This window comes from Chromatiales bacterium 21-64-14, from assembly GCA_002255365.1.
Classification (GTDB): Bacteria; Pseudomonadota; Gammaproteobacteria; order 21-64-14; family 21-64-14; genus 21-64-14.
In genome coordinates this window covers 20,311-40,852 of record NCBI01000001.1, presented here as the reverse complement: position 1 = coordinate 40,852, position 20,542 = coordinate 20,311, and the positions used below count along the sequence as shown (strand labels likewise).

The 20,542-nt window shown below is 64.9% G+C and carries 22 protein-coding genes, 1 pseudogene and 1 riboswitch; of the genes and pseudogenes, 14 read left to right on the top strand and 9 right to left on the bottom strand.

From position 1 onward, the window contains the following. Positions 1–8 precede the first annotated feature (8 nt). The 4 genes from B7Z66_00205 to B7Z66_00190 form a co-directional block, all read right to left on the bottom strand. Positions 9–302: a mercuric transport protein periplasmic component gene (locus tag B7Z66_00205; GenBank protein OYV78361.1), complete on the bottom strand. Its 294-nt coding sequence runs from the start codon at positions 300–302 to the stop codon at positions 9–11. A 70-nt stretch (positions 303–372) separates the two neighbouring features. Further along, a complete protein-coding gene (locus B7Z66_00200; GenBank protein OYV78040.1) occupies positions 373–729 on the bottom strand; it encodes a mercury transporter MerT in 357 nt (118 codons plus the stop codon). Between the two features lie 142 nt (positions 730–871). Beyond that, positions 872–1,261, bottom strand: a complete 390-nt coding sequence (locus B7Z66_00195; protein OYV78039.1) for a hypothetical protein — start codon at positions 1,259–1,261, stop codon at positions 872–874. A 114-nt stretch (positions 1,262–1,375) separates the two neighbouring features. Continuing rightward, on the bottom strand, positions 1,376–1,834 hold the full coding sequence (locus B7Z66_00190; protein ID OYV78360.1) for a hypothetical protein: 459 nt from the start codon (positions 1,832–1,834) through the stop codon (positions 1,376–1,378). Positions 1,835–2,239: 405 nt separating this feature from the next. On the opposite strand from B7Z66_00190, the gene B7Z66_00185 reads away from it, so the two are divergent. The 4 genes from B7Z66_00185 (at position 2,240) to B7Z66_00170 (ending at position 5,849) form a co-directional block, all read left to right on the top strand. Further along, positions 2,240–2,647: a heavy metal-responsive transcriptional regulator gene (locus tag B7Z66_00185; GenBank protein ID OYV78038.1), complete on the top strand. Its 408-nt coding sequence runs from the start codon at positions 2,240–2,242 to the stop codon at positions 2,645–2,647. Between the two features lie 69 nt (positions 2,648–2,716). Further along, complete coding sequence (locus B7Z66_00180) at positions 2,717–5,224, top strand: copper-translocating P-type ATPase (GenBank protein ID OYV78037.1); 2,508 nt, start codon at positions 2,717–2,719, stop codon at positions 5,222–5,224. A 67-nt stretch (positions 5,225–5,291) separates the two neighbouring features. Further along, positions 5,292–5,498, top strand: coding sequence for a hypothetical protein (locus B7Z66_00175; protein OYV78036.1), 207 nt, complete (start codon positions 5,292–5,294; stop codon positions 5,496–5,498). A 111-nt stretch (positions 5,499–5,609) separates the two neighbouring features. Next, positions 5,610–5,849: an NrdH-redoxin gene (locus B7Z66_00170; protein ID OYV78035.1), complete on the top strand. Its 240-nt coding sequence runs from the start codon at positions 5,610–5,612 to the stop codon at positions 5,847–5,849. 44 nt (positions 5,850–5,893) lie between these two features. On the opposite strand, the gene B7Z66_00165 is transcribed toward B7Z66_00170, so the two are convergent. Further along, positions 5,894–6,409, bottom strand: coding sequence for a hypothetical protein (locus B7Z66_00165; GenBank protein OYV78034.1), 516 nt, complete (start codon positions 6,407–6,409; stop codon positions 5,894–5,896). A gap of 172 nt (positions 6,410–6,581) precedes the next feature. Here B7Z66_00165 and B7Z66_00160 point away from each other — a divergent pair, with 172 nt between their 5' ends. The 8 genes from B7Z66_00160 (at position 6,582) to B7Z66_00125 (ending at position 12,260) form a co-directional block, all read left to right on the top strand. Then, entirely contained in the window at positions 6,582–7,079 is a 498-nt protein-coding gene (locus tag B7Z66_00160) for a hypothetical protein (GenBank protein OYV78033.1), read from the top strand. Next, complete coding sequence (locus B7Z66_00155) at positions 7,076–7,564, top strand: hypothetical protein (GenBank protein ID OYV78359.1); 489 nt, start codon at positions 7,076–7,078, stop codon at positions 7,562–7,564. The genes B7Z66_00160 and B7Z66_00155 overlap by 4 nt, the downstream gene beginning before the upstream one ends. 341 nt (positions 7,565–7,905) lie before the next feature. After that, a complete protein-coding gene (locus B7Z66_00150; GenBank protein ID OYV78032.1) occupies positions 7,906–8,226 on the top strand; it encodes a hypothetical protein in 321 nt (106 codons plus the stop codon). Positions 8,227–8,231: 5 nt separating this feature from the next. Further along, positions 8,232–9,161: a hypothetical protein gene (locus B7Z66_00145; GenBank protein ID OYV78358.1), complete on the top strand. Its 930-nt coding sequence runs from the start codon at positions 8,232–8,234 to the stop codon at positions 9,159–9,161. Between the two features lie 16 nt (positions 9,162–9,177). Further along, on the top strand, positions 9,178–10,155 hold the full coding sequence (locus B7Z66_00140) for a 6-bladed beta-propeller (GenBank protein ID OYV78031.1): 978 nt from the start codon (positions 9,178–9,180) through the stop codon (positions 10,153–10,155). A gap of 152 nt (positions 10,156–10,307) precedes the next feature. After that, positions 10,308–11,234: a hypothetical protein gene (locus B7Z66_00135; GenBank protein ID OYV78030.1), complete on the top strand. Its 927-nt coding sequence runs from the start codon at positions 10,308–10,310 to the stop codon at positions 11,232–11,234. Next, positions 11,113–11,649, top strand: coding sequence for a hypothetical protein (locus B7Z66_00130; protein ID OYV78029.1), 537 nt, complete (start codon positions 11,113–11,115; stop codon positions 11,647–11,649). The genes B7Z66_00135 and B7Z66_00130 overlap by 122 nt, the downstream gene beginning before the upstream one ends. Then, on the top strand, positions 11,649–12,260 hold the full coding sequence (locus B7Z66_00125) for a hypothetical protein (protein OYV78028.1): 612 nt from the start codon (positions 11,649–11,651) through the stop codon (positions 12,258–12,260). Before B7Z66_00130 ends, B7Z66_00125 begins: the two co-directional genes overlap by 1 nt. A gap of 173 nt (positions 12,261–12,433) precedes the next feature. On the opposite strand, the gene B7Z66_00120 is transcribed toward B7Z66_00125, so the two are convergent. Further along, the gene (locus tag B7Z66_00120; protein OYV78027.1) at positions 12,434–13,813 is read right to left on the bottom strand and encodes an L-serine ammonia-lyase; all 1,380 of its coding nucleotides are present in this window, start codon (positions 13,811–13,813) and stop codon (positions 12,434–12,436) included. A gap of 64 nt (positions 13,814–13,877) precedes the next feature. Between B7Z66_00120 and B7Z66_00115 the strand changes: the two genes are divergently transcribed. Both B7Z66_00115 and B7Z66_00110 read left to right on the top strand, forming a co-directional pair. Continuing rightward, positions 13,878–14,075 carry a hypothetical protein gene (locus B7Z66_00115; GenBank protein ID OYV78026.1) on the top strand — a complete coding sequence of 66 codons (198 nt, stop codon included), beginning with the start codon at positions 13,878–13,880 and terminating at the stop codon, positions 14,073–14,075. 44 nt (positions 14,076–14,119) lie between these two features. Continuing rightward, positions 14,120–15,034, top strand: a pseudogene (locus B7Z66_00110) (IS91 family transposase). 117 nt (positions 15,035–15,151) lie between these two features. Here B7Z66_00110 and B7Z66_00105 read toward each other — a convergent pair. The 3 genes from B7Z66_00105 to B7Z66_00095 form a co-directional block, all read right to left on the bottom strand. Then, positions 15,152–16,276 (bottom strand): ribonucleotide reductase, encoded by a 1,125-nt coding sequence (locus B7Z66_00105; GenBank protein OYV78025.1) that lies wholly within the window; start codon positions 16,274–16,276, stop codon positions 15,152–15,154. A 60-nt stretch (positions 16,277–16,336) separates the two neighbouring features. After that, entirely contained in the window at positions 16,337–19,195 is a 2,859-nt protein-coding gene (locus tag B7Z66_00100) for a ribonucleoside-diphosphate reductase subunit alpha (protein ID OYV78024.1), read from the bottom strand. Positions 19,196–19,343: 148 nt separating this feature from the next. Beyond that, positions 19,344–19,577: riboswitch (cobalamin riboswitch) on the bottom strand. A 31-nt stretch (positions 19,578–19,608) separates the two neighbouring features. Continuing rightward, positions 19,609–20,529, bottom strand: coding sequence for a LysR family transcriptional regulator (locus B7Z66_00095; GenBank protein ID OYV78023.1), 921 nt, complete (start codon positions 20,527–20,529; stop codon positions 19,609–19,611). Positions 20,530–20,542: the final 13 nt, after the last annotated feature.

The following is a 20,542-nucleotide window of genomic DNA, read 5'->3' as shown; positions in this document are numbered from 1 at the left end:
CGCTGAGTTCACGGTTGCGGCGTCGAGGGGTAACCGGCGTCGGTGGTGGCTTTGGTCAGGGCCGCGACATTGGTTCGCGCCGGGTCGTAGCTCACCGTGGCGGTACGGGTGACGAAGTCGGTCTTCGCCTTCGCCACGCCGGGAACCTGCTCCAGGGCGGTACGGATGGTGATCGGGCACAGGCCACAGGTCATCCCCGGCACCGACAGGGTGATGGTCTTGAGCGGAATCGGCTTGGTGGTCGCGGCCGGTGCGGCGGAAACGCTGGACGGGCCCAGGACCGCAACGGCGAGTGTCGTCATCAACAGCAGTGCGTAGCGCATGAGTAGTCCTCCAGAACGGGGGTGGGCTGGGCAACCGGAAGAACGGCATTCATCGGGTGAGGAACCACTGGGCGACCCAGGGGGAGATCAACATCCCCAGCAACGTCACGCTGACTACCCAGAACACGATGCGCTGATTGCGCCGCGTGCGGGGGTCCGCGCAGGGCGTACCGGGGGTGCAGACCTGCGGTGCCCGATAGAGTTTGCGAAATGCGAGTCCCAGGAACAGCAGGGTGATTCCGATGAAGATCGGTCGGTAGGGTTCCAGGACCGTGAGATGCCCGATCCAGGCTCCGCTGACCCCGAGGCCCAGCAGTACCAGGGGTCCGACGCAGCACAAGGAACCGACTACGGCGGCAATGGTACCCGCCACCAGGGACCGGGTTGCAGTGGACTCATTGGCCATGGGTGTGCCCTCATCGGGATTTACGATGAAGACAGCTTACATTCCGTACCAGAGTACGGAGTCAAGCCCTGGGAATGAAACCTGGGGGTGCCCCATGGGGGGCGGGCTGGGGGATCGGAGCGGCCGGCGGCGCCGGGGATGGCTATCGGTCCCGGTGTCCGGTCAGGGCCTCCACGATGGGGCAGTGCCGACGACGCCCGGACCGGCAGGCGCGGATCAGCGCATCCAGGGCATCGCACATCCCGCGCAGGTCTTGGATTTGAGCGTCGATCTGATCGCGGCGCGCCGCGGCGCGGCGGCGCACGTCCTGGCAGCGACCCGTCCCGAGCGTGAGCAGTTCAGCCACCTCCTGCAGGGTGAAGCCAAGCCGCTGGGCGCGGCGGATGAAACGGATCCTGTCCACGGTTTCCGGGGGGTAGTGGCGGATGCCGCCCGTGGGACGCGGCGGCGCCGGTACCAACCCGATACGCTGATAGTAGCGCACCGTCTCCACGTGGACGCCCGCGGCGCGGGCGAGCCGCCCGATGGTCATAGGAAGGACGTGTGCCACGGTCCCGGTACCTGTCATGAGGAGGTTGCTGTCCGTGCGGCCCCGGGTGATGGGTGTGGCGGACCGCGCGTTCCGCTAGCCGGGCTGCGCGACTGGCTAGTGCCCAGCGGCCGCTTCGGCGAAGTGGTGCAGCGCCATGCTCATCTTCCGGACCACTGCCGCACCGCAGGTTCCCAAACCGTGACGCTCGGCCAAGTACTGCGGGTCATTGTAGGTGAGCCAGACCTGGCCCTTGGCGTCCTCCCAGGCGAGTATCTTCTGGGGCAGGTCGATGCCCACAGTCTGCTTGCACTGCATCAGCGGGGTTCCCAGCCGCGGGTTGCCGAAGATCAGCAGTGTGGTCGGCCGCAGGCTGAGTTTGACCTTTTTGGCCCCGCGCTGGTGATCCACGCGCGCGAAGATGGTCATTCCCTTTTTCCGGAGCATGGCCTCCAGACGGTTGATGGTGACGGGAACGCTGTGGGCGCTCTTGATCGTGACCAGACCGTTGTCTGCGGCATGGGCGGCAGGGATGAACAGGACGAGAGCGAAGATGCTGAGGAGCCAGTGGCGCATCATGTGTGATCTCCCTTGAAGAACCGTTGGCAGTGGGGTGGATCGGCGATCCGGTGCCAACGCATTGTATTCGGTTCGGCGGGAGTTCGGGCAGCCCGGCCGCGCGAGCGCCGGGCCTCGCCCGGGGTCGGCGGACACGGATGGATTCTTGAGGAGCAGCGCGGATGCCGCGCTGCCTAACCGGAGCATCCCATACCGGGGCCAGTGTGGTGGTGTGTCCGGCGCCGGATAAAGGGCCGGGGCCGTGCCCATCGGCGCCGGATACGCCACCCTTGACATTAAAGCTTACTATAAGGTTTATACTATGCACGATGGAAGCCGCGGGACCCGGCGCGTTCCCCCGGGGGCTTGACCTTAAACCATACTGTAAGCATTAAGCTTCAACCGGGCTGGGAGGGACGGACCATGCAGACCATGACCATCGGGACATTGGCGAAACAGGCGGGCGTGGGTGCCGGAACCCTGCGCTATTACGAGCGGCTCGGTCTGCTCGCGCCGCCGCAGCGTACCGCCGCCGGCTATCGCGTTTACCAGCCGGCTGCCGCGCGTCGGCTGCGGTTTATCCGGCGCGCTCAGGAGTTGGGCTTCTCCCTGGAGGAGATTGCCGCCCTGTTGGGGATGAGCGAAAACCCCGGGGCCAGCGCGCGCGACGTGAAGCGCCTGACCAAGGAGAAGATCGCCGACATCGAGTCGCGCATCCGCGACCTGGATCGCATGAGGCGCGGTCTCGAGACCCTGGCCGGCCATTGCAGCGGCCGGGGGTCGACCGCCGACTGCCCGATCCTCGCCGCGCTTAACCAGGATGATGGCTGATGGGTCGCCCCGGACGCAGGGTTCGCGCCCTGCGCCGGCATTTGCTACGGATGATTGAAGGAGCACGCCATGCAGAACATTGAACTGGGAATCGAAGGCATGACCTGCGCCTCGTGCGCGGCGCGCGTGGAACGGGCCCTGGGCAAGCTGGCCGGGGTGCAGGAGGCGTCCGTGAACTTGGCCACCGAACGTGCCAGTGTCGCCTACGACGAGGCACGCCTGACACCGGCGCAGATTTTGGAGGCCGTGCGCGAGGTGGGTTACACGCCGGTGGCGGCGGAGTTGGAGATGGGCGTCGGGGGCATGACCTGCGCGTCCTGTGTGGGGCGGGTGGAACGGGCCCTGAACCAGTTGCCCGGGGTGTTGGAGGCGTCGGTGAACTTGGCTACGGAGCGGGCCACGGTACGTTACGTGCCGGCGGCGTTGAACGCTGACGACGTAGCCCGTGCCATCGAGGCGGCCGGTTACGAGGCGCGCGCCATGGATGAGGCGAACGAAGACCGGGAGCAGGCGGCGCGCCGCGCGTCGCTGCGTGCCCTGCGCCGGGATATCGTGCTCGCCGCGGTGCTGACCGTGCCGATCCTGATCCTGTCCATGGGTAGCGCGTTCTCTCCGGAGATGGCGCGGGCGCTGGCGGCGCTGACGCCGTGGCCGCCGCTCTGGGACTGGGTCCAACTCATGCTTGCCAGCGTGGTCTTGTTCGGACCCGGACGGCGCTTTTTCCGCCCCGGCTGGATCGCCTATCGCCATGGATCGCCGGACATGAATTCCCTGGTGATGACCGGTACCGGTGCCGCGTGGCTCTACAGCTTGGTGGTGGTGTTGGCACCCGGGCTGTTCCCGGTTCTGGCGCGCAACCTCTATTTCGACTCGGCGGCGGTGGTGATCACCGTCATCCTGTTCGGCAAGTTTCTGGAGGAACTGGCCAAGGGGCGTACCAGCGAGGCGATCAAGAAGCTCGTTGGGCTACAGGCCAAGACCGCGCGCGTACTACGCGACGGACATGAAGAGGAGATCCCGATCCGTAGCGTACAACCGGGCGACGTGATCGTGGTGCGCCCCGGCGAGCGCCTGCCGGTGGACGGCAAAGTGCATGAAGGCGAGAGCTACGTCGATGAGTCCATGCTCACCGGCGAGCCGGCCCCGGTGGCGAAGCGCGCCGGTGATCCGGTGGTGGGCGGTACCGTCAACCAGCACGGCGTGCTGCGCGTCGAGGCGACTCAGGTGGGCAGGCAGACGGTGCTCGCGCAGATCATCCGTTTGGTGGAACGCGCGCAGGGATCGAAGTTGCCGATCCAGGGGCTGGCGGACCGGGTAGTGAAGGTATTCACGCCCATCGTCCTGTTGATCGCCGCGCTCACCTTCGGGGTGTGGCTGCTGTTCGGTCCGCCGCCCGCGATCACCCTGGCCCTGGTCAGTGCGGTGGCGGTACTGGTGGTGGCGTGCCCCTGCGCGATGGGGCTCGCGACCCCCGCGGCCATTATGGTGGGCACCGGGCGTGCCGCGGAACTGGGCGTGCTGTTCCGCAAGGGCGAGGCGCTGGAGGCCCTGAGCCATGTCGACACCGTGGTGTTCGACAAGACCGGCACGCTGACCGAAGGCCACCCGCGGCTCACTGACCTGGAGCCGGTGGGCATAGACCGCCAGCAGGCCCTCGCGTTCGCGGCCGCGGTGGAAGCGGACAGCGAACACCCGCTCGCCATGGCGGTCGTCGCCGCCGCGCGGGAGGCGGAGATCGATCCGCCCGCGGCGGAGGATTTCAAAGCCATCCCCGGTTACGGGGTGGGTGCGCGGGTGATGGGGCGCGCGGTGTTGCTCGGCGCCGCGCGGCTCATGGACCGGGAAGGCATCGACGTATCTTCCCTGTCCGCGCGCGCCGACGCCCTGGCCGAGCAGGGCAAGACCCCGATCTATCTGGCGCTGGACGGCACGGTGCACGGCATCCTCGCGGTGGCCGATCCGCTCAAGGCGGAGTCCGCGCCGGTGATCGCCGCGCTACAGGCCCAGGGCCTGCGCGTGGTCATGATCACCGGGGATGCTCAGGGTACGGCCGCGGCCATCGCCGCCCAGGCCGGCATCGACCACTATCAGGCCGAGGTGCTGCCCGATGGCAAGGCGGCGGCGGTGGAACAGCTCCAGGCCGAGGGCCGCAAGGTGGCCTTCGTGGGGGACGGCATCAACGATGCGCCGGCCCTGGCGCAAGCCCAGGTGGGGATCGCGGTGGGCAGCGGTACCGACATTGCCATCGAGGCGGCCGACGTGACCCTCACGCGTGACGATCTGAGCGGCGTGCTGACCGCGTTGAACGTGGCGCGGCGTACCATGAGCACGATCCGCGGCAACCTGTTCTGGGCATTCTTCTACAACATCCTGCTGATTCCCCTCGCGGCCGGCGTGCTCTATCCCAACTTCGGTATCCATCTGAACCCGATGTTCGCCGGCGTGGCCATGGGGTTGTCCAGCGTGTTTGTCGTAACCAACAGCCTGCGCCTGCGCCGATTGCGCGCCGCACGCATCGAGGGGGCCGGTGACACCGTCGCGCCGGCCGTATCCACCACCGCGGTGCATGCCCACTGAGGGGTGGGACCGCGCGGGCTGCCGAAGGAAGCCCGATGAAGGAATCAATCATCAGAGGAGAACGGCTATGTCAGAGACGACTTTGAAGGTAAGCGGAATGACCTGTGGACATTGTGTATCGGCAGTGACCAAGGCGCTTAAGGGCGTGCCCGGTGTGGAGTCCGCCGATGTGAGCCTCGAGAAGAAGCAGGCGGTGGTGAAGGGATCCGCCGATGCACAGGCCCTGGTCCGGGCGGTGACGGGCGAGGGCTACGGGGCCGAGGTGCAGCGCTGACCGGTAGATCGGCGGGCGCTGCCCACCGACAGCGGGGCCGGGCGGCCCGGCCCCGGGAGCGATGGGTGGCGCCGCGACTGCGCGGCGCACGGAATTGCGGAGGGATCACCAATGGATGACATCCTGATCTATACCACGCCTGGCTGCCCGGATTGTGCGGCCCTGAAGCAGTGGCTGGCGAAGCGGGGCCTGGCCTTTGGGGAGCGGGATCTGAGCCAACCCGGGGTGGCGGATGAGGCCAAGCGCCGCTATGGCGTGCGGGTCGCGCCGGTGACCGTCATCGGCGCTGAGGTGTTCTACGGAACGTTTATCGATCAGCGGCCCAGGATCGAGGCACTACTCGGCCGCTGATGCCGCCCGCCCGACGGTGGCCGTTCCCATCCCCGGGCGCGTGGTCACCGGTTGCTGATATAGGCGTACCCCTGCATCTGCTTCTTGATCAGCTGCAGAATCCCTGCCGGGATCACCTTCATATAGGGAAAGACATCGTCCTTCTTTACACCCAGGGAGTGCATGGAGTTGTAGCACACCCGGAACTCCACCCCTTGTTTGTGCAGCGCCTTCATCAGGTCACCGTAACCGCTGTAGCGCTGGTTCCACATGTCCGCCGCTAAGACCGCTTTGCCGTACAGCACGAACTGAATCTCGTAGCGGTAACCCTTGTGCTTGAGATAGCGGATGATGAGCGACGCGTTGGTCAGCGATTCCTTGAGCTGACCCGTGGGGTCGCTCACGCCGAACACCACCTTGGCGGGCTGGTGATCCTTGAAGAAGCCTCCGTATCCCATGGCCTTCGGGAGCGGAATCGACTCGATCCCCGGGAACTGGGGCACCGCACCGGGCGGGGCGTCGGCCGCCGCGAGGACGGTGGTACCCAGCAGGAGCAACAGGATTGACAGTGTGCGTTTCATAAGGCCTCCCGGAGCGCCGCACACGGCGGCGCGTATTCAAACCATGCATGTATCGGTAGGACCAACCCGGCGCTGGGATTATTCCGGATCGGTCCGCGCGCGGCCATGCCGCGCATGGCCGCGGCAACACCCATGGGGGACTATATCGGGTCGGCGCGGGTCCCGGTAGCCGATGCCGGCAGCGCACCTTGACCCTGGAGCACACTCCAGGTCTATGCTACTCCCTGGAGCGGTAATCCCGCGCCCGCACGGGCCTTGGGTTCGCCTCCGGCGGTACCGGGCCGGACGGATCCGACGGGCTCTGCGGTCGCGTGCCGGGCCCAACCGCAATCCGATCCACCCGATCGCCTTCCATGGCGCGCGGAGGTGCAGGATGACGTTGGAGGTGGAGGTGTTTACCGCCCCCGGGTGCCGCCGCTGCGCGGGCCTGCTGGCGGCGCTGGATGCCCTCGCGGACGTCTATGGGGATGCCCTGCACTGGCAGGCGGTGGACGTGGTGGCGGAGCTGGATCGCGCCGTGGTGCTCGGGGTGCGGGCGACGCCCGCCCTGGTGGTCAACGGGGTGCTGGCGTTTACCGGATCCCCTACGCCGGCCCGCCTGCGGACCCTGGTGGACGGGTGGCTGGCGGTACCCGGCCGCGGCCGGCGCACGCAGCGGGGCACGCCATGAAATCCACATCCTCCGCAGACGCGCTGTCCATCGGCGCGGTCACCCGGCTCCTCGGGATCAGCGCCGACACCCTGCGCTACTATGAGAAGATCGGCCTGCTGCCCCCGGTGGAACGCCGCGCCTCGGGTCTGCGCCGCTACCGGGAACGGGACCTTGCGCGGTTGCGGTTCATCCGCCGGGCCCAGGGCATGAACTTCACGCTTGCGGAGATCGCCGCCCTGCTGCGTTTCCGCGAGGATCCTACCGGAGCCCGGCGCGAAGTGCGCGAACTCACCGGCCAGAAGCTCGCAGAGGTGGAGGCGCGGCTGGAGGAACTGGCCTACCTGCGCAAGGAACTGCGCCTGTTGTTGACCCTGTGCGCGGCGAGCGAACAGGGTTGTCCGGTGATCGAGGGCATGGAGCAGGTCGAGCGGGACATGGGCTCCGGTTCCGGGGCCGCGCGTGTATGGCACGGCGTACGCCGACGCCGTGCTCGCAAGGGTTAGATTCCGGGCCACTGATAAACGTCCTGCCACGTGGCGCGGGAAGCGGACGTATTATTTTCCAGGCCCGCGAGTGCTGGGGAAATTCCTCAAACCGTGGGCGCGGAACATGGCGTAGCGCGCCGTGCACGGCTGGGATAACGATTGCCAACCGCGGGGGTGAGTTGCGCCCGCCACCGTATCGGGCCGCATAATCCCTGGTGCCAGTGTCCCACGATTCAGGAGGCCTTGCCTCTGGAGTGCACTCCAGAGGTATCGTGCCTCTCGAATGCCGTCGTGGGCCGGCGCAGGCGCACCCCGCACCTGCGCGGCGCCGCGACGGGGAAGGTTCAGGAGAAACGCCGATGAAATCGACAAAGGTACTGCTGGGGGCCGTGCTTGCGGCGAGCTTGTGGATCGGCGCGCCGCTGCTGGCGGCCCCGGTCGCCGGTCCCCAATACCGGATTCACGTGGAGGGACTCGCCTGTCCGTTCTGCGCCTATGGCATCGAGAAGAAACTCAGCCAGATCCCCGGCGTCGACGGCGTGCGCACCGACATCAAGTCCGAGATCGTGACCGTCACCATGCAGAAAGATCGCGTACTGCGCGAACCGGCGGCCCGCAAGGCGGTACGGGATGCGGGCTTCACGCTGAAAGGTTTTGCGCCGGTGGAGGGTTCCCCTTGAGGCAGGTGCGTGGGTGCCGTGGGAGGTTCCACGGCACTGGCTGCTGCGTTGCGGCCCTCGGTCTGCTGTGGGCCGCCGCCTGGGGTTCCCGGGCGGTGGCCGCGCCGATTACCTTCAACACCGCCCTGCCGGTCGCCACCCAACAGTTTGTTTTCCGGGAGCGGTTCGTGCGCGTACACTCCACCGGCGATGTTACCCCCGCCAACCGGGATCTCACGGCCAGCGGCGCGATCTCGGTGCTTGCTTACGGGGTGACGCCGGACTTCGCGCTGTTCGGGATCGCGCCCTGGTTTGACAAGCGCTTGGAGCTGAACATGGGCGGCGGGCGCATCGCGCGCAGCACCGGCGGGGGTCTCGGTGACGTCACCTTGTTGGGACGTTACACCGCCTACCGATATGATGGGCCGGGCGTGAACCTGCGGGTGGCGCCCTATGCCGGGGTGCAGGCGCCCACTGGCAGCGACGATGTCCGCGATGCGCTTGGTCTGCTGCCGCGCCCGCTGCAGCCGGGTTCTGGTGCATGGGATCCGATAGTGGGTTTGGTGGCCACCTACCAGACGCTTCCCTATGAGGTGGATGGTCAGTTCAGCTACAAGGCGACCACCGCGGCTGGCGGATTCCGGTTCGGCAACAGTGCCGAGCTGGACGGATCGCTCCAGTACCGGCTCTGGCCGCGGCGCCTGGGCAGTGGGTTGCCGGCGTTCGTCTACGGGGTCATGGAGTTCAATCTGGTCCATCAGGACCGCAACGAGATCAATGGGGTAGCGGATCCCAATTCGGGGGGGACCACCCTGTCGCTGGCCCCCGGCTTGCAGTACGTGACCCGTACCTGGATCCTAGAGGCTGCGGTGCAGGTGCCGGTGGCCCAGAATCTCAATGGCAGCGGTCTTATGAACGACTACGTGGTGAACGCTGGGTTCCGGATCAATTTCTGAACGGGGGACGGGGGCGATGGCGCGGGCCAAGTGGAGCGCGTGGCTGGGGTGGACCGGCTTGACCCTGTTCGGGTTGACCGCCGCCGGATGGCTGGCCTTTGTTCCGTACCCGACGGGAAGCGGATACGGGTTTGTGCGGGCGTGGGGCAGTTCGGGCAGTGGTCCCGGCCAGTTCCACGACCCCACCGGTGTCGCGGTCACCGCGAGCGCGGTGTACGTGTCCGATGCCCGCAACGCTTGGATCCAGGTCTTCGACCACTTTGGACATTTCCTGCGCCAGTTCGGTACCCGCGGCGACGGACCGGGGCAACTCGGCCGGCCCATGAACCTCGCCATCGCCAAGGACCAGCTGTATGTCGCCGACTACTGGAACGACCGTATTGCTGTTTTTACCCTGAACGGAACGTTCGTGCGCAACCTCGGACACAGCGGCCGCGGACCCGGGGAATTCAACTCGCCGGGGGGTGTGGCGGTGGCGCCGGACGGAAACCTGTACGTGGCGGATTTTTACAATCAACGGGTGCAGGAACTGCGCGCGGACGGGACCTTTGTGCGCCAATGGGGCACCACCGGACAGACCGGGATCCGCGCCGACGAGTTCAGCTATCCAACGGACGTGGCCCTCGGTCCCAAAGGCACGTTGTATGTGGCCGATGGCTACAATAACCGGATCCAGGCATTCGCACCGGACGGAGAATTTCTCCGTAAGTGGGGCGGCCCTTTTGCCTTGCACCTGTACGGACCGTTTCCCGGCTGGTTCTCCACCGTGACCTCGGTGGCCGTGGGTCCCCGCGGGGACGTGTTCGCCGCGGATTTCCATAACAACCGGATCCAGAAGTTCACGCGCGGCGGCGTGCTGCTGACGACCTTCGGCCGGCCTGGCAGCGGTCCCGGCGAGTTCCATCTCCCGATCGCCGTGGCGGTGGCCCCGGACGGGATGGTGTTCGTGGCGGATTTCCGCAACGACCGCGTGGAGAAATGGCGGCCGCGCTGAGTAGGCGTGACGCTTGTGCGGGTTGATCCTCAGCAGTATCATCACCGGCCACATACCATCCCCTCGATCCCTGTTGGGTTCCATGCTCGGTATTCGTTGTCCCGCATCCCCGCCAGGAACGCGGAGGACCTGATCCTTTGCTGGCTGGCCCGATGGATACGCTGCTTACCCTGATCACGCCCTGGGAATTCTCCCCGACGGTGCTAGTGACCTGCCTCCTGGCGGCGGGGCTGTTCCTGCGCGGCCTGCGGCGTTGCCGCCGCGAGGGAAAATCCATCAGCCCATGGCGGACCCTGTCGTTCTTTACCGGCCTGATCCTGATCTATGGGGTGCTCCAGTCCTATTTCGATTATGTGTCCCAGCACATGTTCTGGGTCCATCGCCTCCAGCATCTCATCCTCCATCATCTGGGTCCCTTTCTGGTGATGCTCGCGGTGCCCCACGAGGTGATCGGGCGCGGGATCCCGGACCGCTTACGGGAGTCGGTGCTGTTGCCCATTTGGTACAGCCGGCCGGTGCACGGAACCTACCGGTTCCTGCAGAGGCCATGGGTCGCCGCGTTCCTATTCGTAGGCCTGATCTACCTGTGGCTCACTCCAGCCATTCATTTGTATGTCATGCTCAGCGCCTGGCTTTACAAACTGATGAACTGGAGTATGGCGGTGGACGGACTGCTGTTCTGGTGGCTGGTGGTGGATCCGCGTTCACCGCAGGAACACGGCACGCCTTCATATACCACGCGTATCGTCATGCTGTGGCTGGTGATGTTGCCCCAAATTATCCTCGGGGCCTTCATTTCCCTCAGTGGGCACGATCTCTACAACGTGTACAGTATCTGTGGCCGCGTCTGGCCGATCAGTCCGATGACGGACCAGGATATCGGTGGGCTCATTACCTGGATACCAGCGGCCATGATGAGCGTGCTGGGAATTCTGGTGGTGTTGCGGCTCTGGACCCGTGCGGACCGCGTCGCGGTGCGCGCCTTGCGCGAGCGCAACCGGCGTGGCGCTTCGTTCCGCTCCGGCACTTGGCGCACGGCGCGGGTCCCAGCGTCACTGGGCGGACACACGGGTGCGTAGGGCGTTTGTCATCGCATGGCTGGTGTTGGCGCCGGGCCTCGCCCTGGCCCAGCCGCCGCCGGTCACCGTCACCGCCGCGCGCATCCGCTGGCTGCCCGGCGATTTGCCCTTGGGTGGTTACTTCAAGCTGGAGAACCGGGGTTCACAGACCCTGCGGCTGGTGGGGGTCGCCAGTCCCGCCTTTGCCCGGGTGGAGATGCACCGCAGTCTCCCGTCCGGGGACATGGTCCCGGTGTCGGAGATCCCAGTGCCGCCGCACGGCGCGATCGCATTTTCCCCTGGTGGTTACCATCTGATGATGATGCATCGTGCGCGCACGCTGCAGGTGGGGGAACACGTCACCGTCGAGTTCCGGTTCGCCGATGGGGGTACCGTGACCTTCCCGTTCCTCGTCCAGCCTCCGGACATGCAGTGATGGTCCGGGCCTGCGACGCCGGGTGCCGCATTACCCGCTGGGTCTTGCCGGCCCTGATGGCACTGGCCGTCGCCGGCTGCGGCGGGGGCCGTGGCTGGCGGATGACGAACATCACCGGTCTTATGCCGGTGCTGAAGTTCACCCTGACCGACGCGGCCACTGGCGCGAGCATGGATGCGGCGCACTTCAAGGGCAAGGTGGTGTTGCTGTATTTCGGCTACACCCATTGCCCGGATGTTTGCCCCATGACGCTGGCGGATCTGGCGGCGGCGGTGCGTACCCTGGGGGCCCGTGCTGACCAAGTACGCATCTTATTCGTGAGCGTGGACCCGGCCCGCGACACGATACCAGTGCTCAAGCGGTATGCGGAGGCCTTCGGTCCCCAGGTGGTGGGTTTGCGCGGTGACCAGGAGCAGCTCCGGCGACTCACCAAGCGCTACCGGGTGACCTACGGCTACGAAAAGCCCGACGTCCACGGTAACTACGTGGTTTCCCACAGCAGCGCGGTGTACGTTTTCGACCGCAATGGCCATGTCCGCCTGCTCGCGCAGCGCCCCAACCGGACCGCCGATCTCGCCCACGACCTGAAGGCGCTGCTCGCGGAGGGTTGAGCCGCGCGGGGCGTGGGCGTGCTGCAGGCCGCGATGACCACGGCGCGCGGGCTCAATCCCAGGTCAAGGCGCCGCCGGTCCGCTACTCCGTAACCCGGGTCCCGAAGAAGTTTTTACATTTTCCATGCTGGTATCGTTATCCAGCCACGTGCCGGGCTGACGTATAGTGCACTTCAACATTCGGTCAGGCTGACAGCAAGTCCCCCGAGCGCCGTTTCTTTATATTTATGCGACATCTCCAACCCGGTTTTCTTCATGGCTTCAATACAACTGTCCAGCGGCATAAAGTGAGTGCCGTCACCTCGAAGTGCAAGAGACGCCGCGGTATAGGCCTTGATTGCACCAAAACCATTGCGTTCGATACACGGGACTTGCACAAGTCCGTTAACGGGATCGCAGGTCATACCGAGGTGGTGTTCGAGCGCGATCTCGGCAGCATTTTCAATTTGTTGGGGGGTTCCGCCACGAATCGAACACAAACCCGCGGCTGCCATGGCGGCGGCTGAACCGACTTCACCCTGGCAGCCCACCTCGGCGCCGGAGATAGAGCTGCGATGCTTAATGAGACCACCGATTGCACTTGCGGTAAGCAAAAACTCCCGCACCTGTTCCTGTGTGACATGCTCATGGACGCTGGCATAATAGAGTACCGCAGGAATGACGCCTGCCGCACCGTTCGTTGGCGCGGTCACCACCATATTACCGGCCGCATTTTCTTCATTCACGGCCATGGCATACGCGCATAGCCAGTCATTAATATTTGCCTTCTCAGGCGTACTTTTCAGGCTCTGATGAAGTTTTTTGGCGCGCCGCAAGATACCCAGACCACCAGGCAATGTGCCTTCTGTTGCCAAGCCTTTTTCAATGCATGTTTGCATGGATTGCCAAATCCTGCCCATACCATCAAACAGCGCTTTTTCCGAGTAATATTGCTGCTCGTTAATTTGCTTCATCTGTGCGATGGACATGTTGCTGTCCTGCGCCATTCGCAACATGGAATTCGCCGAATCAAACGGATATTGGCACGAGGACGCAGACTCCATTTTAAGTGGTGCTTGCAATTGATGAATTTCCGCCAGGGTGTTTATAAAGCCACCGCCAATCGAAAAATACGTTTCTGAATATAATTTCTTGCCGTCGTTGCCGACGAGATCAAAAATCATCCCATTAGGGTGCTCAGGTGACGGCTCCCCTTTGTCAAAAATGATGTGTTCCGTTGGGTTAAACGAAACACGGATGTTGTTGTCGAGACAAAGATGATCGCTTTTCCAGATAGTTGTAACCAGGTCAGCAATATCCTTATCGGCGAGACTCGCCGGCTGATGGCCATTTAACCCTAATGCGACCGCGTGATCCGTGGAATGTCCCTTGCCCGTAAAAGCCAGGGAACCCTTGAGCGTACAGCGTATAAATGCGTTTTTCGCACTTGCATCAATGACTTTCTGATTTTTTATGCGACCAACGAAATCATTTGCGGCGACCATTGGTCCGTGCGTGTGTGAGCTCGATGGACCAATCCCGATCTTAAATAGCTCTAATACGCTGATAAACATAGAGACAATGCCTCATGAGCAATCTGACAGGATAATAGCAAATGATTTAAGCTGCGCCGCGCTGTTGGTGGATGAGATCGTGCCCGAACAGCCGGTGCGTCAATGGGTGCTGAGCTTTCCGTATCCCTTGCGTTTCCTGGTTGCCAGCCGCCCGGCGGTCATCGGCCGAGCGCTGGGGATCGTCTACCGAGCGTTCGCCGCCCACCGGATAGGGAAGGCGGGCCACGCGCCCAAGACGGCCCATACCGTGCCGTCACGTTGATCCAGCGGTTTGGATCGGTGCTCAACCTCGATATCCATTTCTACATGCTGTTCCTCGACGGCGTCTATGTCGATGGCGCCAATGCCGGGTGGACCCGGTTTCACTGGGTCGAGGCGCCGACCAGCACCGAGCTCACCCAACTGGCGTACACCATCGCCGCGCGATTCGGCCGCTATCTGGAGCGGCGGGGGCTGTCAGATCGTGATGCCGAGAATGGTTGCCTCGCTGGCGATGCGGTGGACGACGACCCCATGATGCAACTACTGGGTCGCTCCATAACCGACCGCATCGCGGTGGGTCCACAGGCGGGGCACAAGGTGTTTACCGTTTCGGCTCTTGCCCGTTTGTGAACCAGAAGATCCGTTCGGCGAGACGGTGGGCAAGGTGGCCGCCTTCTCGCTGCACACCGGGGTGGCAGCCAAGGCCGCGTGAACGCAACAAGCTCGAACGGCTGGGCCGATACATCGGCCGCCCGGCGGTCTCGGAAAAGCGGCCGTCGCTAACGCTGAACGGCCATATCCGTTGCCAGCTCAAGACACCGTAGCGCGATAGCACCACCCATGTCATCTTCGAGCCACTGGATCATTGTAAGATTGGCGGCCCTGGTACCGAAGCGCAGGGTCAACCTGACGCGATTCCACCGCGTGTTCGCACCCAACAGCAAACATCGAGCAAACATCGTGCCTTGGTGCCCCCCCGCCCGCGAAGCGAGGCAAAGCCACTGGCGACGGGTGGGAGCCGACGCCCGCAGAACGTCCGCCACGATGACGTGGGCGCAAAGCCTCAAACGGGTATTCCACATCAACATCGCAACGTACCGAGAACGCGGCGGCGCCGTCAACGTCAGCGCCTGCATTGAGGACCCGTTGGTGGCCAAGAAAATCCTCGATCACCTGAAGGACAAAGCCGAACCGAACGAACCACCCCTTGTCCGAGTGCCGCCGGCCGGGCTGTTCGAGCGATACCCAAGCCCTGCATCATTACCCAGGAATCGATGTTATCCCAAACAGGAAGTGTCTGGACTCAGGTTGACACGCGGGGTCGCAGCGGCGGCCGGGTACCCTAGCGTCGCGCGCTCAATCCCAGGTCAACGCACCACCGGTCTGGTACTCGGTGACCCGGGTCTCGAAGAAGTTTTTTTCCTTGCGCAGATTGGCCTGCTCGTCGAGCCAGGGCAGCACGTCGCGGGCACCCGGAAACGGTTCCTCCAGGCCGAGCTGGTGGGCGCGGCGGTTGGCAACGAACCGGAACTGCTCGCTGTGCAGGTCCGCAGAATAGCCCAGAATCGGGTCGCGCAGAATATAGTCCGCGTAGGCGCGCTCCGCGGCCTCCGCCTCGTCCCACATGGCGCGCATGTCCTTGGGATCCGGCTGGATGTTCTCTTCGAACATGATCTGGCGGACGACGCGGATCCCGAACCCGCAGTGCATGACCTCGTCGCGCAGGATGTACTGGAACTGTTCGGCGGTGCCTTTCATCAACCCCCGGCGCTGCAAGGCAAAGATCGGGCTGAAGCCGTTGTAGAACCAGCATCCCTCGAATACCGCCGCGAAGAAGATGTAGGCCATGAGAAAGTTCCCCAATTCACCGCGGTCCCGCAGGTCGATGTCCGGGCGCAGCACGGAGTTCAAGCGCCGGTTGGCGATGCGGATCTTGGCGTTGATTTCCGGCACCACCCGGTAGCGGTTATAGACCTCTCCCTGGTCGAGCCCAATGGTCTCGATGCAGTGCTGATAGGTCCAGGTATGCAGGGACTCCTCATAGACCTGGCGGGCCTGATAGATCTGCAGCTCCGGCGCCGTCATTTTCTCCATTACGGCGAGCCCAATGTTGCGCATGGCCATGATGTCCGAGGTGGTGAGATAGGACAGCACGTTGGTGTATACGTGACGTTCCTCCACGGTGAGTCGGTGGAAGTAATCGTGAACGTCCTGACCCATGCTGATGTCCAGCGGCGTCCAGTGGTTCCGGTTGGCGTTCAGGAAATACTTCCATGCCCACGGATAGCGGAACGGCGCCAGCTGGTTAACGTCGGTCAGACCATTCACGACCCGCTTGTCTTTTGGATCGACCGGGCTCATGGCAGACTCCGGTGTGTCGTTGCACAATGACGGGCCGGTGCGCGGCGCGCTGTCAGCGGCGAGGGGTGGAAGGGGCGCGGTGTGCGCGCTGGCGGTGAGCGGATCTTCCCAGTTCATCATGTCTTGGTACCTCTCGTCGAATGCATCCGTGGTGTGCCGGCCGTCGCCGGTGCGGCGTGCCTACTGGCAGGCATCGCAGTTGGGGTCCAGGATCGAGCACGACGGGATGGTCCCGGTGTCGCCTTGGGTCGCTTGGTCGCCTGACGGCTGCCGCACGCCGCCCTTCTCCATGTGCGTGGCCCCCATGGAGCGCAGGTAGTACGTGGTCTTGAGTCCGCGCGTCCAGGCCAGCCTGTACAGGTTGTCAAGACGCTTCCCGGAGGGTTCCGCCATGTATAGGTTCAAGGACTGGGCCTGGTCGAGCCACTTCTGACGGCGGCTGGCGGCCTCCACCAGCCAGCGTGGATCGATTTCGAACGCGCTCGCGTACAGCGCCTTTAGCTCTTCGGGGACGCGGTCGATGGCGAGGATGCTGCCGTCGTAGTATTTGAGGTCGTTGACCATGACCTCGTCCCACAGGCCGCGCGCCTTCAGGTCTGCCACCAGATAGGGGTTCACGGCCGTGAACTCGCCCGAGAGGTTCGACTTCACGAACAGGTTCTGGTAGGTGGGTTCGATGGACTGGGAGACCCCGCAGATGTTGGAGATGGTCGCGGTCGGCGCGATCGCCAGGCAGTTGGAATTGCGCATGCCCACGGTCCGGACCCGCTCGCGCAGCGTGTCCCAATCCAAGGTGCGGGAGCGGTCCACCTGAAGGTAGCCGCCGCGCTCCTGTTCGAGCAGGTCCAGGGAGTCCAGCGGCAGTACGCCCTGGCTCCAGAGCGAGCCCTCGAAGCTCGCGTAGCGGCCGCGCTCCTCGGCCAGGTCGGTGCTGGCGCGGATCGCGTGATAGGCCAGGGCCTCCGCGGAGCGGTCGGCGAATTCCGCGGCCGCTTCCGCCGCGTAGGGGATCCGCAACTGGTAGAGGGCGTCCTGGAACCCCATGATCCCGAGGCCCACCGGGCGGTGACGCAGGTTGGAACGCCGCGCCTCGGGCACCGAGTAGTAGTTGATGTCGATGACGTTGTCCAGCATACGCATGGCGGTACGTACCGTGCGCTCAAGTTTAACGTCGTCGAGACCGTTGGCGCCGGTATGGCGCGCGAGGTTTACGCTGCCCAGATTGCACACCGCGATCTCCGCGTCGGAGCTGTTCAGCGTGATCTCCGTGCACAGGTTGGAGCTGTGCACGACGCCCGCGTGGCGCTGTGGCGAACGCAGATTGCACGGATCTTTGAAGGTGATCCAGGGGTGGCCGGTCTCGAACAGCATGGAAAGCATCTTGCGCCACAGCTCCACCGCCTTCACGGTGCGGGTAACCTTCAGTTTCCCGCGCGCCGCCTGGGTTTCGTATTCGTGGTAGCGTTCCTCGAAGGCGCGCCCCGACAGGTCATGCAGATCAGGCACCTCGTCCGGGGAAAACAGCGTCCAGTCGCCTTCTTCTGTCACCCGTTTCATGAACAGGTCCGGTACCCAGTTGGCGGTATTCATATCGTGGGTGCGGCGGCGCTCGTCGCCGGTGTTCTTGCGCAGCTCCAGGAATTCCTCGATGTCGATGTGCCAGGTCTCCAAGTAGGCGCACACCGCCCCGCGGCGTTTCCCGCCCTGGTTCACGGCGACTGCGGTGTCGTTGGCGACCTTCAGGAACGGCACCACCCCCTGGCTGCTGCCGTTGGTGCCGCGGATGTGGGCGCCCATGCCCCGCACCCGGGTCCAATCGTTGCCCAGGCCACCGGCGTATTTGGACAGCAACGCGTTGGCGCGGATCGCGCCGAAGATGCCGTCCAGGTCATCGGGGATCGTGGTGAGGTAGCAGGATGAGAGCTGCGGGCGCCGGGTGCCGGCATTGAACAGGGTGGGGGTGGAGCTCATGAAATCGAAGCTTGATAGCAGTTCGTAGAACTCGATGGCGCGTCTCTCGCGGTCGATCTCAGGCAGGGCGAGCCCCATGGCCACGCGCATGAAAAACGCCTGGGGCAGCTCGAAGCGTACCCCGCCGTGATGCAGGAAATAGCGGTCGTATAGGGTCTGCAGCCCGAGGTAGCCGAACTGCCGGTCGCGTTCCGGTTGCAGTGCCGCGCCGAGCCGTGCCAGGTTGAAACGGGCGAGCTCCTCGTTCAGCAGGCCCAGGGTGATCCCCCGGTGTACATACTGGTCGAAGTACTCCGGATAGCGGGCCGTCATCGCCTCGTGACTCGCGGTATCGGGTCGTCCAGCGAGGAACGACAGGGCCTCCCGACGCAGCGTATGCAGCAGCAGGCGCGCCGCCGCGTAACCGTAGTTGGGCTCCCGTTCGATGAGGGAGCGCGCGCCGATGGTGAGCGCGGGCACCACTTCCGCCTCGGGAATCCCGTCGAACAGGTTGCGCAGCGCCTCCTGCACGATCCGCGCGCCGTTTACGTCCTCAACGCCGGCGCACGCCTCTTCCGCAAGCGAGCTAAGCCACGCCGGCTCCAGGGGCTGGCTGGTGCCGTCCGGCCGGCGTACATGGAGGATCGGTGCCGTGGTCTCGGGGGATCGGGCGGCGCGAGTCTGGCGCTGGCGGGTATGTTCTTCGCGGTACAGCACGTAGGCGCGCGCGATCCGGTGATGGCCGTCGCGCATCAGGGCCAGTTCCACTTGGTCCTGGATATCCTCGATGTGGACCGTGCCCCCGGTGGGCAGGTGGCGGGTGAGCGCAGTGGCTACCTGCCCGGTCAAGCGCTCCACGGTTTCATGGATGCGGCGGCTGGCGGCGGCAGTGCCGCCTTCCACGGCTAGAAAGGCCTTGGTCAGGGCCACGGAGATCTTGGCCGGATCGAAGGCGGTGACCGAGCCGTTGCGGCGGATGACCCGGCAGTGGTCCGGGTCGACGCCGAGCGTCGCTAGGGTGGCGGCCGGCCTGCGGGTCGCGGGGCCAGTCGGGGATCGGTTGGGAACAGGTGCGGTGTCGGTTTCCATGGCGCCTCCAGAATCACGTTCGTTGGAGTGGGCGCCTGCGCGGACGGGTGGGGAAAAGGGGGCAACGCGCGCCGGGCTGTGGCGTGGAATCCCGCTTCACTCCCGGAGCCTGTATCGCGAAGGCCTGGGTGATTTCCGAACCCGGGCCGTGGCCCGGGTTCTCTCCGGCAGGTCTTCGGACTTGGGGGCGGGCCGTAGTTCACGGCGGGCCTCGGTGCGCGGCTTCCCATCCCCTGCGGGACAGTGCCTGGGACCCCATGGTGGCGGCCCCGTGCGCGCCTTGTTCCCCCTTACCGCTGCGCGTCAGTCCCGGAATTACACCGGGTTCCCTTTTTCGGCACACTCAATATGTTGGGTGTGCACCGGAGATGGAACACAAGATAGTGTGATTATCGAGGGAATGCAAGTCGCCGTCACGGGGTCGGCTGGATCTCCTCCAGGTGTCGGAAGGCGGTGATCCGGGCGGTGTCCACGAAGTCCTGGATATACACGGCTTCCATCTGACGGGTGCGCAGCGCGGCATAGAGGGTGGCCCACATCCCGCGCTCACTGCCCAAGGGCCGTGCGACCACGGAGCCGCGGGCCAGAAAGGCGGCGGCGGCCCAGCGCGGGAGGGCCGCAACGCCGCGGCCGCTGGCCACCAGTTGCAATAGCACCGCAGTGAGTTCCGCGGTGCGTCGCGCCGCCGGTTCGACCCCGGCGGGGGACAGGAAGTGGCGATAGATATCCAGCCGCTCCGGGGGTACCGGGTAGGTGATCAGGGTCTCGCCGGCCAAGTCCCGAGGCTGGATCCAGGGGCGTGCCGCGAGAGGATGCCCGGGCGCGAGGATGAGGACCCCCTGATGGCGGAATAGAGGAATAAAACGCAGGTCGGCACGGACCTCCGGATCCGCGGTAATCACCAAGTCCAGGTCCCCGCGGGCCAGGGCCGGAAGGGGTTCGAAGCCGAACGCAAGCGACAGGTCGATCTCCACCTCCGGCCAGCGCGGCCGGTAGGCGTCCATCGCCGGCATTAGCCAGTCGAAGCAACTGTGGCACTCGATGGCCAAGTGCAGTCGTCCCGCCCGCCCCGCTGCCATCCGGCTCAACTCCCGGCCGGCGTCCTCCAATTCCCCCAACACCCGTTCCGCCAGGGCCAGGACGCGCTCCCCGGCCGCGGTGAAGCGGAGTGGCCGGTGTTTCCGATGTAATAGGGGAATCCCCAGCCGTTCCTCCAGGATCCGGAGCTGGTGGGACAGGGCCGACTGGGTGAGATGCAGACGGGACGCGGCCCCCGCCAGGGTGCCGACTTCCCGGATGGCCATCAGAGTGCGGAGATGGCGGATTTCGATCATTAACGTGAGTATA

Coding starts and splice junctions, on each gene's coding strand:
- B7Z66_00205 (OYV78361.1), bottom strand. CDS start 302: ATGACGACACTCGCCGTTGCGGTCCTGGGCCCGTCCAGCGTTTCCGCC.
- B7Z66_00200 (OYV78040.1), bottom strand. CDS start 729: ATGGCCAATGAGTCCACTGCAACCCGGTCCCTGGTGGCGGGTACCATT.
- B7Z66_00195 (OYV78039.1), bottom strand. CDS start 1,261: ATGACCATCGGGCGGCTCGCCCGCGCCGCGGGCGTCCACGTGGAGACG.
- B7Z66_00190 (OYV78360.1), bottom strand. CDS start 1,834: ATGCGCCACTGGCTCCTCAGCATCTTCGCTCTCGTCCTGTTCATCCCT.
- B7Z66_00185 (OYV78038.1), top strand. CDS start 2,240: ATGCAGACCATGACCATCGGGACATTGGCGAAACAGGCGGGCGTGGGT.
- B7Z66_00180 (OYV78037.1), top strand. CDS start 2,717: ATGCAGAACATTGAACTGGGAATCGAAGGCATGACCTGCGCCTCGTGC.
- B7Z66_00175 (OYV78036.1), top strand. CDS start 5,292: ATGTCAGAGACGACTTTGAAGGTAAGCGGAATGACCTGTGGACATTGT.
- B7Z66_00170 (OYV78035.1), top strand. CDS start 5,610: ATGGATGACATCCTGATCTATACCACGCCTGGCTGCCCGGATTGTGCG.
- B7Z66_00165 (OYV78034.1), bottom strand. CDS start 6,409: ATGAAACGCACACTGTCAATCCTGTTGCTCCTGCTGGGTACCACCGTC.
- B7Z66_00160 (OYV78033.1), top strand. CDS start 6,582: ATGCCGGCAGCGCACCTTGACCCTGGAGCACACTCCAGGTCTATGCTA.
- B7Z66_00155 (OYV78359.1), top strand. CDS start 7,076: ATGAAATCCACATCCTCCGCAGACGCGCTGTCCATCGGCGCGGTCACC.
- B7Z66_00150 (OYV78032.1), top strand. CDS start 7,906: ATGAAATCGACAAAGGTACTGCTGGGGGCCGTGCTTGCGGCGAGCTTG.
- B7Z66_00140 (OYV78031.1), top strand. CDS start 9,178: ATGGCGCGGGCCAAGTGGAGCGCGTGGCTGGGGTGGACCGGCTTGACC.
- B7Z66_00135 (OYV78030.1), top strand. CDS start 10,308: ATGGATACGCTGCTTACCCTGATCACGCCCTGGGAATTCTCCCCGACG.
- B7Z66_00125 (OYV78028.1), top strand. CDS start 11,649: ATGGTCCGGGCCTGCGACGCCGGGTGCCGCATTACCCGCTGGGTCTTG.
- B7Z66_00120 (OYV78027.1), bottom strand. CDS start 13,813: ATGTTTATCAGCGTATTAGAGCTATTTAAGATCGGGATTGGTCCATCG.
- B7Z66_00105 (OYV78025.1), bottom strand. CDS start 16,276: ATGATGAACTGGGAAGATCCGCTCACCGCCAGCGCGCACACCGCGCCC.
- B7Z66_00100 (OYV78024.1), bottom strand. CDS start 19,195: ATGGAAACCGACACCGCACCTGTTCCCAACCGATCCCCGACTGGCCCC.
- B7Z66_00095 (OYV78023.1), bottom strand. CDS start 20,529: ATGATCGAAATCCGCCATCTCCGCACTCTGATGGCCATCCGGGAAGTC.